The following is a 15,288-nucleotide window of genomic DNA, read 5'->3' on the forward strand; positions in this document are numbered from 1 at the left end:
GACCCCATGGACAAAAATTTTGGAAAACGATGAAGCTTTTTATTTTTTTGATGTGTTGTTTCACATTTTCTCTTTCGGCAAATAGTTTTGCCCAACAGGAGAAAGTCAACTTGGATCTACAAGGAGTATCGATGAAAACGTTATTTAGCGAGATCCAGCGTCAGACGAATCTGCATTTTATTTTTAACACGGAACAAACAGAACAGTTGAATAAACTGACTGTAAAAGCAAAAGAGGAGTCCGTGAAATCCGTGTTGGATAGAGTTTTTGAGGGAACAGGTTTTACTTACACGTTCCGGGATAATATTATCATGGTCCGTTTCGAAGGGAAAAGTTCCGTGCAGCAAGCAAATAAAGAGATGGAAATTCGTGGTGTCGTGAAAGATAAAAGCGGGGAACCATTACCGGGCGTAACCGTACTTATCGTGGGGACCCAGTTAGGAACGGCCACGGGAATGGATGGTGATTTCTTGTTACGGGTTCCGGAACAGGACAGCGTGAGACTGCGTTTTTCATTTGTAGGGATGAAAACGAAGGATGTTCCTTATAAGAAAAATCAACCCGCTTTGGTTGTCGTGTTAGAGGAAGAAGCGGAGAGTATTGGGGAGATCGTGGTAACGGGATACCAGCAAATCGAGAAACGTAACTTGACGAGTTCTGTGGTGACGGTGAAAACAAGTGAACTAAAGACAATTGGAGCTTCGAGTATCGAACAGATGTTGCAAGGTGTGGTTCCGGGGCTTTCCGTGGTGAATACATCCGCGGCTCCGGGTGCGGCTCCTAAGATTCGTATTCGCGGTACGGCGACCATCTCCGGTAATGCAGACCCGTTATGGGTATTGGATGGCGTGATTCTGGAAAATTCCGTCCCGGTGACGGCTGCTGATTTGAACAGTCCGGACGTGATGAATATGTTCAATTCGGTGATTGGCGGTATTAACCCGAATGACATCGAGAGTATTACCGTGCTGAAAGATGCTTCTGCAACTGCTATTTATGGAACACGTGCTGCCAATGGCGTGATCGTGGTCACCACGAAGAAGGGGAAGGCCAATAGTTTTAACATAGCGTATCAACACACGTCAACTGTAAGTACCCGTCCGCATTATAGTGATTTTGATTTGTTAAATTCAAAAGAGCGTGTCGCTCTCGCTTGGGAGAATTATGAAGATGGACTATCTATCTGGAGTGGTTCACATTATGATGGAACGGCAGGGTTGGAAGGTTTGTTGAATAGTTATTCTCGTAGTTTGATTATGCGTGAGCAATTGAACACGATGGCTAATCAGTTAGAACAATTAAATACCGATTGGTTTAAAATTTTATTTCGGAATGCTTACACGCAAACCCATAACTTGAGTGTTTCTGGCGGAACCGAAAAAATGAATTATTATATTTCTTTGAATTATAATGGTGAAGAGGGGGTCGATAAGGCGAGCGAGTATAAGAATTACGGTGGAATGGTGAAAATGAATACCGAGTTATTTCGAGGTGTGAATTTGGGAGCCCTCTTGCAAGTAGACCGTCGAGATCGGGAGATGTATCATTCTTCTATTGATTTATTTAAGTATGCTGTTCGTACTTCCAGGGCAATACCTTTGTATGAGGATAATGGAGAGTTACACTATTATTCGAGTTCGGTTATGGGAAGAAGTACAAAATTTAATATTTTGAATGAATTAGCTAATAGTAGTAATGAAAGTACGCAAACAGACATGAAAGGTATTGTTAATCTATCAGTGAACTTGTTCAAGGGATTAAAATACGAGGGATTGTTTAGCTATGCTTCGTCTCATTCAACGGCTCGGGATTACGCGACAGAAAGGAGTGCTTATATTGCTGATATTAGGGGATATGCTTATGGAGAACAGACGGAAGATCAAGTGAAAGACTCTCCATTACCCTATGGCGGGGAATATAATGAAACAACCTATGAACAACGTTCCTCGTTGATTCGTAACGGGTTAACCTATAAAACTTCTTTGACGGACGAATTATCCATAGATGTACTACTTGGACAGGAGTTTAGAAATACAAATTATAAAGGTTTGTCATCTAATATATATGGATATTTCCACGATAGAGGAAATTCATTTTATGATCCGGCATTGGGAGAAACAACCGGACATTTAAAACGGAATAAAACTACACGTAGTTTGGTGGATCGTTCTAATATATCATATTATGGCGTGGTGTCAGTTATGTTCCATGACCGGTATGTATTAAATGCGAATATCCGGTTTGACGGATCGAATCTTTTCGGTTCAAACCCGAAGTATCGTTATTTGCCTCTATGGTCTGTTTCCGGACGATGGATTATTAGTAATGAATCGTTCTTGTCGGACAATGAAATTGTTAACAATTTGGCATTGCGTGCTTCTTACGGTCTACGGGGAAATATCGTGGAAGATAGTAGTCCTTCTATTATTGCTTCTGCTCTTCCTCCCAATGCGGTTACCGGTTCTTTTGAGATGGAGATAGAACAGGCACCTAATCCTGATTTGAAATGGGAAACGACTTCTTCATTTAACGTGGGATTGGAGATCGGGTTATTTGATAATCGTTTAGCTCTTGATATTGATTATTATTTTGATAAGAGTAAGGATCTGATCGCGTATAAAGGAATTTCTTCTGTATCCGGATTTTCCAGTAAGTACGTCAATTATGCCGATGTACGTAATCAAGGACTCGATATTTCATTGACCGGAACAATTATAAAAACTAAGGAATGGGGATGGACTGCGGCTTTCAATATGGGATACGTGAATAATAAAGTAACAAAGTCTAATAGCTCTGCTCAAGCTAAATATTTAGTACAGAGTGTGTATACCCCGGGAGAAGTGTACGAGGGGAAACCTATCAATGGAATGTTTTCTTATCGTTTTGCAAAATTGGATGATATAGGAATGCCCATGTTTTATGATAAGAATGGAAATGTTTTAGGTGTATCTGATGACGAAATAGTGAATTATCCTTATGATATTGCTAATTTGAAATATGAGGGAACTCGTGACCCGCTATTATCCGGGGGATTGAACACTAGAGTCAGCTACAAGAATATCTCGTTATCCATGTTATTTGCTTTTGGTCTGAAAAATGTGGTACGTTTACCTGGTAGAGCGTATGTGATGCGACCTGCTGATGATGAGAATGCAAATAGTAGTATCAAGGATAGATGGCGTCCGGGACATGATAATACGGGGAAAGTGATCCCGGCGTTATCAGAAGGAAGTGCTTATATATCAACGGCACAAGGTAATTTCTATGCAACAGATTGGTATAATGCCTCCGATAAGACGGTAATACCCGGGGATTATTTAAGATTCAGAAATCTTATGCTGGAATATCAACTACCGGTCCGCTGGACGGAAAAAGTAGTTGTTGGAGATCGCAAATTGGGTAATGTAACCTTGAAATTCCAAGCTCAGAATTTGTTTGTGATAGCGGATAAACGTTTGAAAGGATATGACCCGGAGACGATTAATTATACGACAACGTCCTATGGTTCATTGCCTTTAGCGACCACGTTTACTTTAGGGTTGAATATCAATTTTTAAATGAAAGATTATGAAAAAACGATATATATATCAATTTTTACTTGTGTGTATTAGTTCCTGTTTCCTTGCGTGTAATGGTTATTTGGAAGAGATACCGCAAAACAAGCAAAAGCTTACTTCAACGGATGATTATGAACAATTGTTGAATAAAGCTTATCTGACGGAAGCTGTACTTCCTTATATTGATCTTTTGACAGATGACATCAGTTATATTGCGGCAGATCGTGATCCAAGGTATGGGAATGTGGCCGATTCTTATTTAGGTGCTTATATGTGGGATAATAATATTGAATCTACAATGCCTAATGGAGATGAGGTGTTTGGGAAGTTTTACAATAGTATTTACTACACGAATGTGGTCATTGACGAGATTGATCAAGCCGTGGGAATCTCTTCAAATAAGGAAGAGACGGAGCGCATCCGGGGATATTTGAAAGGGGAGGCTTATGCTTTACGTGCTTTTCGTTATCTTTATTTGGTGAATATGTATGCTCCTCCATATGATCCTGCAACAAGTAGCACGACTCCCGGGATTCCGATAAATTTAGAAACATCTGCGGATGATAAGCCTTATACTCGGGAGATGCTGGATAAAGTCTATGGACAGATTGTAGATGATTTGAAGAAAGCGATTCCATTAATGGAAGAAAACTATGTCAGCGTGAAGAAGAATCGATTTTCTCCGATTGCTGCAAAAGCGTTATTGGCTAGAGTCTATCTTTATATGCAAGAATGGGATTTAGCGATAGAACAGGCTGAGAACGTGATTGGAAGTAACTCGTCTCTTTTTGATCTGAGAGATGAAGGAGAGAATCCGGTCATATATAATAATAATCCGTTATCATACATGAGTGAAGATAATGTTCCGGGTATAGGTTATTTAAGTGAAAAAAATACCAATGTTTTATTCGTGAACGGGATCAATGAACTTTACATGATATTGGGAGGTAACACGGCTCAATCTGTCTTTTATCCGAGTGAAGATTTGTATCGGGCATATAGTGCGGGCGACGTTCGGAAATACTATTTCATGAGGCGTAATACTAGAAGTCGAATTCGCTATTTGAAAAATAGATATTATCGGGTTGTTACGATTAATTTTGTCGACCAGTTGAGTTCGGAATACGGATATACCCGTGTTATGCGAACAGAAGAAATGTATTTAATATTGGCTGAAGCTTATGCTCATAAACCGAATGGAATATCTACTGCTGTGGGGTATTTGAACACTTTGCGGGAAATGAAATTTAGGGTGAGTGATTTTGAGACAAATGGAAAATTAAAGCCAGAAGATTTCTCTCAAGAAACTTTGTTGGAGACCGTGTGGAAAGAGAGAAGATTGGAATTCTGTTTTGAGGAGCAACGTTGGTTTGATCTCCGGCGTACAACACGTCCTTCCCTGACGCATCAAGGCTTAGTTGCTGATCCTGCCGTTTTAAAAGAAAATGATCTTCGATATGTGTTACAGATTCCTCAAAAGGAATTGAGTGTAAATCCTGAAATTGGTGCAAATCCTAGATAAAAAAGTGAATATGAAAACAATATATAGAATATTAGTTGTGATTGGTTTACTTGTGGCAATTGCTGCTTGTAATGATGAAAGTAGACTGTCTCCGGAATTTGAATACACGGGGCCTATCCCTGAAATAGCAGATGGGCCATCGGAGGCTCAGAAAATTTGCTATGATTTGTATCAGAAATATGATCATAATGTATACTATACTTTAAGTGGTGACGAGGCCTTGCGTACGAATGTTGGGCAAACACAGATTAATATGCTGTATTATCTGCCGGAAAGTGCTTGGCCGTTAGAAGCTGCAGATGAAGTGACAGCAGAAGCATTTTTAAAGTTATTAAAATCATTTTATGATGCATTGCCTGAGGAAATTGTAAAAACTACAGTAATCAAGCGGCAAGTATTGATAAAAGTGAATTTCTGGTTTGATATGCTGTTGAACTATTATGGAGTTTGGGCACCGGAATTTATGAGTATGGGTTTTACCGATGAGGCGCAACAAGGGATTGTATATTGGGGAGAGATTGACGATAATATTGGACCTCAACCGGAACTCTGGAAATATAGTATTGTTAATAGTTTTTTTAAAACGAGGACTTCTACCTATTTTGCCCGAGATATGGTTGCTCCATTAGATTTTGCTCAAGTATCAGCTGGGAAATATTTAGGGGAGATGCCAGAGTCAGAACAGGCGGAGGCGATGGATAATGTCGTGGATTGGATGACTGGAGAACTGAATATGGATTACTTGAGAAGTTTGGGTTTTGTAGAGCCTTATGCTTTCTTGATGATTACCCGGGAGTATATGCCGAATGAAGATATGGCTACTTATGCAACTTGGATTGCATGCCATCCTCTTGAAGAACGTCAAGAAGTATTGAATACGTATCCTCTTGTGAAAAGAAAATATGATCTAACACTTAAATATTATAAAGAAAATTTGAAAATTGATTTGGAAGAATTCAGTAAGTTCTGGGTAAATGTGACAGTGGGATAAGCTAATGAAGGTATATATTTTTGATTGAACTTGTAGATAATAAATTTTAATATAGAAGGTATGAAAAGATTATTGTATGGTATTGTTTGTTTGGGAACGTTGGTTGCCTGTCAGCGGGAACCCGGTTATAAGATTAGCGGTTCCGTGCCGGGAACGCCTGACGGCATGAAGGTGTATTTATATAATTGGAACACTCCGGTGGATTCCAGTGTCGTGAAAGGAGGAAAATTCATTTTGACGGGTAAAGTGGATGTCCCGACACGCTATCAGTTGTTGATTGATTTATCTCCGGATAAGGTCGAATCATACGAGAAAGATTTGCGGGGATCGGATGTGTTCGTGGACAACGTGGATATAAAGTATGAAAGTCCTTCTATTGATTCATTACCTTCCCGTAACAGTTTTCGGCGAAAAGTGAAAGGAAACGTGACAGTAACGGGTTCACCGGTGCATGATTTATTCTTGAGTTATCAAGAAAAGCTTAAACCTTATCGAACCAGGAATAGTGAGGCATGGGATAAATATTTGCAGGTTTATCATATCCCGGCAAGTGAGGGTGTGTTTAATACACGGGAGGGGATTGCGTTAACCCGGGAAATGAATGATGCCCAGAAAGAGATTACCCGAATTCAATGGGATTTCATAAAAGCTAATCCGAAGTCGCCGGTTTCCGTGGATGTGGCACAGAATATGGTTTATACTGCGAAATTCTCAAAAGCAGATATGGATAATTTGTTGCAGGCTATAGATACTTCCTTACGTGAAACTCCAGGGTATAAACAATTGAAAGAGAGTTTGGAAAGTATGGCCCCAATTGCTTTAGGAGAGAAGTACAGGGACCTGGAATTGGTGGATGAGAACGGTAAAACGGTACACTTGTCTGATTACGTGAAGCCGGGTCAATATAATATGGTAGAATTTTGGGCCTCTTGGTGTGGTCCGTGTCGGGGGGAGATTCCTCACTTGCGCCACGTGTACGATGCTTATGGAAAGGGGAAAGATGCCTTTAACATGATCAGCGTTTCGATCGATGACAAGGAAAAAGATTGGAAACAAGCCTTGAAAGAAGAGAATATGAAATGGACACAATTATGTGATTTAAAGGGTTGGAAAGGTGAGGTAATTAATAAATACAAAATACAAGGCGTTCCTTTCTGTTTGATTCTGGATAAGGAAGGACGTATTATAGATCACGGGGTGAGAGGTTCGGAGTTGGATGTCGTGTTGATCAAGTATTTGGGTGATCGTTATGAAGAGTAAATAGCTTCTCGTAAACATACACAGTGGAAAAACCCTTCCCGGTTCTGGAAAGAATGTCGGGAAGGGTTTTTATTTATTTCATTCTTTGTAATATACTCGTTTCACGCGGTGAGAGATGCCCGTGAGGATTTCGTACGGGATGGTTCCCAGTTGCTTCGATAATTCGGTGACGAGGATATGTTTCCCGAAAATCTCCACCTCGTCCCCGATGGTGGCATTTGTGTCCGTGACATCGATCATGCAGGTGTCCATGCAGATGTTACCGATAATTGGCACTCTTTTCCCTTTGACGAACACGTTACCGACACGATTGCTCAAGTGACGGTTCAGCCCGTCGGCATACCCGACCGGGATTACGGCGATTCGGGAAGGACGGGTGGTGTAACTTTTGCGTCCATACCCGATGGATTGGCCTTCCGGAACCTCACGGATGGACGAGATGTAGGTTTTAAAACTACTTACAGGTTGGAGGTTGGCGTGCGTGGCACTGATACCGTGTAAACCGATCCCGAGGCGAACCATGTCGAAGTGGTGTTGCGGGAATCGTTCGATCCCGGCAGAATTCAGAATGTGTCGCCAGATTTTATAGTTGAATTGGGCTTGGATTCGTTCGGTCATTCGTTCGAACAGATGTATTTGTCCCAGTGTGAACTCGTCATGCATGGTCTCGTCGCTTCCTGCGAGATGGGAGAACATGGAACGGATGTACACGGAGCGTTCCGTTTGGAAAAATTCCAGTAAGTGCGGGAGATCCTGTTCGTCGAAACCGGAACGATTCATGCCGGTATTCAGTTTGATATGTACGGGGAATCGTTTGATCCCGTGTTTATTCAGTGCCCTGTTGAAATCTTCGAGAATGTCCAGTGCGTAGATTTCCGGTTCGAGGTTGAACATGATCATGTTGTCAAAGGCTTCTCGTTCGGGATTCATGACGGCAATCGGGATGGTAATTCCCGCGGCCCGTAATTCGATGCCCTCGTCGGCGAAAGCGACCATGAGATAATCTACCCGGTGATATTGTAACAACGAGGCGATTTCACGGGAGCCACTACCGTACGAGAAGGCTTTGACCATGACGGCAATATGTGCGTCGGTCAGTGACCGGAAATGATTCAGGTTGTGAACCATGGCGTCCAAGTCAACTTCCAATATGGTGCTATGTGATTGTTTTTGTAGGAATCCGGCGATGTATTCGAATTGAAACGCCCGGGCGCCTTTGATCAAGATGATCTGGTTATTGAAATTATCCCGTTCTTCCTGACGGAGAAAATGTTCCGTGTCCTCGTAGAACCGGGAATTAGCGGCAAAATCATGACGATGTTCACTCAAGTGTTTACCGATCCCGATGAACAGGGATATATTTGCTTGGCGGAGAGTCTCGGCAATAGAAGGGTACAAGTCGTCTCCGGCTTTTCCCGTATCCATGAAATCGGATAGGATAACGACCCGCTCTTTCGAGGCATCCTGCGTTGCCAGTATATTCAACGCCAGTTGGAAAGAGGATGGGTCTGAATTATAGTAGTCGTTCACGAGCGTACAATTATTGATCCCGTCTTTGATTTCCATGCGCATGGCAATGGCGGAAAGCTGTTGTACTCGTGAGGTGATCACGTCGGGAGAATATTGTTTTAATAGCAATATGCTGACGGCGTTCATGCAATTTTCGTAGGAGGCAATGTCCGGAAATGGAATATCAAGGATAAAGTGCTTATTACCGAATGTCACCTGTACGTCCCTGTGTCCGAGTGCGATGTTCATTGTTTTTACATGAATGTCAGCCTTCGGGTCTTCCCCCCAAAGAAGAAACGAGGTGGTAGAAGGTACTCGTGTTTTGATATATTCCAGCGCCTCTCCTGTTTGCCCGATCACCCATTGGCAAGACGTGAATAGTTGTGCTTTCTCGGCTAGTTTTTCTTCTCTGGAGGCAAAGTTTTCTCCGTGTGCATCCCCGAGATGCGTGAAAATACCGATAGTTGGCTGTATCATCTGTTGCAAGTGCTGCATTTCTCCTTTTTGGGATATCCCGGCTTCTATAATGGCAATTTCGGTTTTTGGATCAATTCCCAGTAGAGATAGAGGAACTCCTACTTGCGAATTGTAACTCCGGGGACTGCGGTACACGGCGTGATCGTTTGCCAGGAGTTGGTAGAGCCACTCCTTTACGACAGTCTTCCCGTTACTTCCGGTGATCCCGATGACCTCGGCTTGCGTGTGTTGTCGATGATGGGCGGCTAGCTGTTGTAAAGCAGTCAATACATTTTCAACGACAATGAAGTTGGCACCTGTCAATTGGTTGAATTCTTCTCGAAATTCACTGATGACAAAGGCTCGTACTCCATCGGTGTATAGTGTACGGATGTAATCGTGTCCGTTATGATTGTTCCCGGTTAAGGCAAAAAATAGGGTATGTTCAGGAGTAACAACAGAACGGCTGTCTATGCTGTATTCCATGATTTCCACGGGTATCCCGCAATGTAAAGTACCGTTAATGATTTCGGCGATTTCGTTCATAATAATTGAAAATTGAAAATTGAAAATTGAAAATGAGGGATTTGCAATTTTCAATGGTGTTGTTCTAATAACTGCAAAGCTACGGATTTTAAAGGCTCGTTTTACTTGCTTGCTAAAGAAAATTTTGATGTTGTGTGCGGTGAGTTTGGGGAATGAGGGGGTGTGTACCAATTTCTCGCTAAACTCTGACTGAACAGGGATTGAAGTATCGTGTTAGAGCAACGGGGCGAAAAGTCGGGCTAGAGATTCCCGGATTTTATCCCGTTTCGGGCGGAATTTCCAGCGGTGGATGCTGATTTCGGAACTACCTTTCAGGTCGTCCAGAAAATCAGAACCGAGTTGGCGACTGACGTTGCGGTCGTAGATGATGAGGTTGACTTCAAAGTTTTGCTCGAAACTACGGATGTCCATGTTGGCGGTACCCACGGAAGATACCAGTCCGTCCATGACGATCACTTTACTGTGGTTGAATCCTTTACGATATTGAAATACTCGAACCCCGGCTTCCAGTAGTTCCTCCACGTAGGAGCGTGTACACCAGTGCGTGAGTAGCGAGTCGGATTTATACGGGATCATGATACGCACGTCCACGCCGCTCATGGCGGCGGTTTTCAGCGAGTTGATCGTGGTCTCTCCCGGCATGAAATAGGGGGTCGAGATGAAAACGTACTTCTTGGCCATGTTGATCAGCGTGAAGTAGGCTTGTTGGATGGATGTCCAATCGCTATCGGGACCGGATGCCACGGTTTGAACAACCACGTTGCCATCGACTTTCTTGTTGGGAAGGTATTCCGCCTTGTTCAGTAGAAGTTCCTGGCGAACAAAGTACCAGTCAAACAGGAAAACCACTTGCAACGAGGTGACGGCTTCTCCTTTCACTTTCAGGTGGGTGTCACGCCAGATGCCGATGCCGGGTAATCCGTGCAGGTAACGGTCGGCGAAGTTTAACCCGCCAATGAACCCGGTGTCCCCGTCCACGACGACGATTTTCCGGTGGTTCCGGTAGTTCACCTTGTTCGTGAACAAGGGAAAACGTACGGGAAGGAAGGGGTATATCTGAATCCCGGCGGCCTGCATCTCTTTGATGTAACGTTTGGGTAATTTCCACGACCCCACGTCATCATAGATCACACGAACTTCCACGCCTTCCTTGGCTTTGGCGATAAGTAATTCTTTCAGTTTCTCTCCGAGTTCTCCTTTATCAATGATATAGTATTCGAGGTGAATGTATTTTTTGGCTTTGGCGATGGCCTTGAAGATCGAACCGAAAGTAGCCTCCCCGTTATTCAGAATCTCGATCGTGTTATTTCGGGAAAGAAGGGCTTTGCTGTTGTTCAAGAGTAATGTCATCAACGGTTTCACCGCTTCCATGTCTTCTTTTTTCAACAATTCGGCTTTCTTGATACGTTGTTTCTGGTCCTCGCTCATGTATTGCAACCACTTGAAGTCGCCCAAGCCTTTCATGGAGAACATCTTGATCTTCCGGTAATTCATGCCGAAATAGATGTAAAAGAATAGCCCGACGCCGGGTGCCAGCACGAGTACGAGTATCCACGCAAGTGTACGTACCGGATTTCTGTTTTCCAGTATGATCGTGTATATGATCGCCAAGATGGTGAGAATATACAGTACAATGCCAATGTCAATCGCAATACCCGTCCAGTTCACGCAATTAAATTTTCAATTTTCAATTTTCAATCTTCAATTAAACCGTATCTTTGTTCCATGAATACGATGTTTGATTTACAACAATACGCATTACAGGAGCTAAAGGATACTTATACCGAGCATGAAATAAAAGTTTTATGCTCTCTTGCCTTTTGCAAACTATTGCATTGTACAAATATAGAAATCCATCTTAACAAACACGAATTTTTGGCAAAAAGCTTTATCGATAAATTCCTTCTCGTCGTGGAAGAGTTAAAAACGAATAAACCGATCCAGTATATATTGGGAGAAACGGAATTTGCCGGTATTGATTTCCAGCTAAATAGCGAAACCTTGATTCCCCGGTCGGAGACGGAAGAACTGGTGATGTGGATCGTGGAATCGGGTGTGCAGCCGGGTGCGAGTGTTTTGGATATTGGAACGGGGAGTGGGTGTATCATCGTGTCGTTGGGTAAGTTATTGAAAGGAGTACAGCTTTGTGGGGTGGATATTTCCCCGGAAGCCGTGCGACAAGCTGCCGACAATGCCCGGAGAAATGGCGTGGAGGTGAAATTTGAAGTACGTGATATATTGCGTTACGAGGCATGGGAATGGCCCGGTTTCGACGTGATCGTGAGCAATCCGCCTTATGTGCGGGAGTCGGAGAAGGCGCTTATGCACGATCGGGTGTTGAATTATGAACCCTCCCGGGCTCTTTTCGTGCCGGATACTGATCCGTTAATGTTTTACCGGAAGATTGCCGGATTCGGTCGTGATCATCTGAACCGGGGTGGATTGTTGTTTTTCGAGATCAACGAGGCTTTTGGGAAAGAAACCGTCGAGTTACTTCGGGAGATGGGGTACGAGGATATTGAATTGAGGAAAGATATTAATGAACGGGAGAGAATGGTGAAAGCCCGGGGAAATTTTAAATTCTAAATTACATCGAAAGTGGATGCGAAGAAAGCGTTGAATATTGTTGCCGGGCAGTGTAGTAAAAAGGAGTATTGTAGTTTTGATATTCTTAAAAAGTTACAGAGGTGGGAGTTAGAGGAAAAGGATATTGCTGCGGTTATGGAGTTTTTGGTGAAGAATCATTTCTTGGATGATACTCGCTTTGCAGAGGCGTATGCCCGGGATAAGCATCGTTTTAATCGCTGGGGAAAGTTGAAGATCATGCAAATGCTCCGGCAAAAGCGTGTGCCGGAACGTATTATCGAACAGGCTTTGTCTTCTTTACCCGATGAGGAAAGTGACGCCACGTGTCTGGCGCTGTTGAAACAAAAGAATCGGGGATTAAAAGAGGAGGACCCGTATAAGCGAAAAGCAAAGCTTTTCCGCTTTGCTTTGAGTCGTGGCTTTGATTATGAAACGATCAGTCGGTGTATCGATCAATTGCAGGATTGAATTATCCCATCTCGCTTACTTTTTCCAGCGCCTCCATGTTCGTAATCTTGATTTGCTTGCCGGAGAGTTCCAGTATGCCTTCCGAGGCAAAGTTGGAGAGCGTGCGGATGGCATTGGAGGTGGTCATGTTCGAGAGATTGGCCATGTCTTCCCGCGAGAGACAAATTTTCAGGGTCATGTTATCGTCCTCGAACCCGTAAGTGTCTTTCAGCACGAGCAAGGCCTCAGCCAGACGTCCGCGAATATGTTTTTGCGTGAGTGTTACTGTTCGGCGGTTCGAGAATCCGAGGTCGGTAGCCAACGCCCGGATCACGTTCATGGCAACATCCGAGTTACTACGTACGATACCGAAAATAAGTTCTGTTTTCATGATACAGACGATGGATTCCTCAAGAGCCTCCGCTGATGCGATGTGCATTTCCTCGGCAAAGAAAGCCCGGTAGCCGATAAACCCGACGGGTTTTGCCATACGCACGATTTGTTCCCGTCCCGCGATACCTTTCTTGGCGATTTTAGCTTTCCCGGTGATCAGACAAATTAACCCGAAAGGTTTATTCCCTTCTTCGTAAATCAAGTCTCCTTTCCTGTACATTTTGCAAATGCTGGTTTGGCGAATAATGCTTTTGCTACTTTCGTCAAGACTTGCAAAAAGGGAATTGGGACTATCAATGCAAATGTTGCAATATTTTTCGTGTAACTCTTTGTCTTTTATCGTTCTCATAAACTCGTTCTCTTATCTGGTGTTATAGTTTGGCAACAAGTGGCATACGGCGTCCGCTGCCGAACGCTTTTTTACTGACTTTCAGTATCGGCGGGCATTGTGCCCGTTTGTAGTCGTTACGATTGACCAAGGTTATCGTTTTTTCAACGATTTCCGGGGCGAATCCTTTCGCTATAATTTCCTGTTTGGAACTATTTTCTTCGAGATATAGTTTCAAGATAGCGTCGAGTGTGTCGTAATCTGGTAGGGAGTCCTGATCTTTTTGCCCGGGCCGCAGTTCGGCAGAGGGGGCTTTCGTGATGGTATTCTCGGGGATTAATTCCCCGTTTCGATTCACGTAACGGGATAATTTGTACACGTCGGTTTTGTACACGTCGCCCAGCACGGAAAGCGATCCGCACAAGTCCCCGTACAGGGTACCATAACCCACGGCTGCCTCGCTTTTATTGGAGGTGTTCAAAAGGATGTGACCGAATTTATTGGAAATGGCCATAACGAGAGACCCGCGAATACGGGCTTGCAGGTTTTCTTCGGCCACGTTGAAGGGTGCATCCTTGAAAACAGGGTGTAGCGTGGCGATAAAATTGTCGTATATTTCTTTTATGGGTAAGGTTTCGTGAGAGATGCCCAAGTTTTTGGCTAGGTCAACGGCATCTGTGACAGAGTGGTCGGTGGAGAATCGGGAAGGCATCAGTATGCCCAGCACGTTTTCTTTTCCAAGGGCTTCTGTAGCCAGTGCGGCGACAAGAGCCGAATCGATTCCCCCGGAAAGTCCGAGTACGGCTTTTGAGAACCCGTTTTTGTGGAAGAAATCTTTTATTCCGAGGATAAGTGCATCGTGAATAAGAGCAATGGAATCCGGTCCTTTTTCTTTGAGGGCCGGGGCATTAAGCAGTCTTTCCGTGTCGATGACCATGAAATCTTCTTTGAATGCGGCTAGTTTGTATGTTGAAATCCCTTTGCTGTTAACCACGAAGGAGTTTCCGTCAAATATCAGGGAGGCGTTCGCTCCCACGTGATTGAGTGATATGAGCGGGCATTTCTGTTTCCGTGCGATGTATGATAGACTTTCTTTCCGGTAAGCAAAACTTTCCGTGGTGAAAGGTGTTGAACCGACATGTACGATGATCGTGTCGGTCTTCTCGATCATGTTGGATTCGTACTCGTCGAAGATGACCCGGATATTCTGGTTCTTGTAGCGTAGGGGCGTGTTGGATTCTCCCGGGATGAAGTACCGGCTCTCGTCGAAAACGTCGTAGTCGCTCAATATGGTTTTGTTTACCCCGCCTCGCACTTCCCCGTCGTACATGAAAAACATGGCGTTCATCAAGATGCCATCTTCCAAGTCTAGGTTCGGGCCGCCCACTAATGCCGCTATATTATGACATTGCTCGGCGATCTTTTCAATGCTGACACGGCATTCGTTCACGAAATATTCTTTCTCGAAAAGGTCTTGCGGGTAAGCCCCACAGATGGCGTGTTCGGGAAAAAGAACGAGTTCCGCTTTCATGGCTTTCGCCTTTTTTATGGCAGCAATAATAAGATCCTTATTTTTGGAAATATCTCCGATGTGGTAGTTGATTTGAGGTATCGCTATTTTCATAATTCTGCACGTTGTATCCCTTGACGGGATGGATTGTTGGTAAGCGTCCAAATATATCTGGTAACTCTT

At 43.6% G+C, this 15,288-nt stretch carries 10 protein-coding genes; 6 read left to right on the forward strand and 4 right to left on the reverse strand.

Annotated elements, in window-relative coordinates; translation table 11 throughout:
- Nucleotides 1-131 precede the first annotated feature (131 nt).
- Genes AB5542_RS00865 through AB5542_RS00880 form a run of 4 tightly spaced genes read left to right on the forward strand, consistent with a single transcriptional unit; the run spans nucleotide 132 to nucleotide 7,330 of the window.
- Nucleotides 132-3,557 carry a SusC/RagA family TonB-linked outer membrane protein gene (locus AB5542_RS00865; protein ID WP_368242953.1) on the forward strand — a complete coding sequence of 1,142 codons (3,426 nt, stop codon included), beginning with the start codon at nucleotides 132-134 and terminating at the stop codon, nucleotides 3,555-3,557.
- 10 nt (nucleotides 3,558-3,567) lie between these two features.
- Nucleotides 3,568-5,079, forward strand: a complete 1,512-nt coding sequence (locus tag AB5542_RS00870; RefSeq protein ID WP_279037853.1) for a RagB/SusD family nutrient uptake outer membrane protein — start codon at nucleotides 3,568-3,570, stop codon at nucleotides 5,077-5,079.
- Between the two features lie 10 nt (nucleotides 5,080-5,089).
- Nucleotides 5,090-6,070 (forward strand): hypothetical protein, encoded by a 981-nt coding sequence (locus AB5542_RS00875; protein WP_279037856.1) that lies wholly within the window; start codon nucleotides 5,090-5,092, stop codon nucleotides 6,068-6,070.
- Nucleotides 6,071-6,130: 60 nt separating this feature from the next.
- Nucleotides 6,131-7,330, forward strand: coding sequence for a TlpA disulfide reductase family protein (locus tag AB5542_RS00880; protein WP_279037858.1), 1,200 nt, complete (start codon nucleotides 6,131-6,133; stop codon nucleotides 7,328-7,330).
- Nucleotides 7,331-7,408: 78 nt separating this feature from the next.
- Here AB5542_RS00880 and AB5542_RS00885 read toward each other — a convergent pair whose 3' ends face one another.
- Together AB5542_RS00885 and cls are read right to left on the reverse strand one after the other, a co-directional pair.
- Complete coding sequence (locus AB5542_RS00885) at nucleotides 7,409-9,841, reverse strand: bifunctional UDP-N-acetylmuramoyl-tripeptide:D-alanyl-D-alanine ligase/alanine racemase (RefSeq protein ID WP_279037859.1); 2,433 nt, start codon at nucleotides 9,839-9,841, stop codon at nucleotides 7,409-7,411.
- Nucleotides 9,842-10,054: 213 nt separating this feature from the next.
- A complete protein-coding gene (cls, locus tag AB5542_RS00890) occupies nucleotides 10,055-11,509 on the reverse strand; it encodes a cardiolipin synthase (RefSeq protein ID WP_279037861.1) in 1,455 nt (484 codons plus the stop codon).
- Between the two features lie 66 nt (nucleotides 11,510-11,575).
- On the opposite strand from cls, the gene prmC reads away from it, so the two are divergent.
- Nucleotides 11,576-12,427, forward strand: coding sequence for a peptide chain release factor N(5)-glutamine methyltransferase (prmC, locus tag AB5542_RS00895; RefSeq protein ID WP_288215161.1), 852 nt, complete (start codon nucleotides 11,576-11,578; stop codon nucleotides 12,425-12,427).
- 12 nt (nucleotides 12,428-12,439) lie between these two features.
- Nucleotides 12,440-12,895 (forward strand): regulatory protein RecX, encoded by a 456-nt coding sequence (locus tag AB5542_RS00900; protein WP_087421026.1) that lies wholly within the window; start codon nucleotides 12,440-12,442, stop codon nucleotides 12,893-12,895.
- Nucleotide 12,896: 1 nt separating this feature from the next.
- Here the strand turns inward: AB5542_RS00900 and AB5542_RS00905 are convergent, their stop codons facing one another.
- Both AB5542_RS00905 and AB5542_RS00910 read right to left on the reverse strand, forming a co-directional pair.
- Entirely contained in the window at nucleotides 12,897-13,616 is a 720-nt protein-coding gene (locus AB5542_RS00905) for a Crp/Fnr family transcriptional regulator (protein WP_087421027.1), read from the reverse strand.
- Nucleotides 13,617-13,638: 22 nt separating this feature from the next.
- On the reverse strand, nucleotides 13,639-15,219 hold the full coding sequence (locus AB5542_RS00910) for an NAD+ synthase (RefSeq protein WP_279037863.1): 1,581 nt from the start codon (nucleotides 15,217-15,219) through the stop codon (nucleotides 13,639-13,641).
- Nucleotides 15,220-15,288 lie beyond the last annotated feature (69 nt).

Origin of the sequence: Butyricimonas sp. RTP31003st1_G1_RTP31003_210430, assembly GCF_040920905.1 — a bacterium.
GTDB lineage: Bacteria > Bacteroidota > Bacteroidia > Bacteroidales > Marinifilaceae > Butyricimonas > Butyricimonas paravirosa.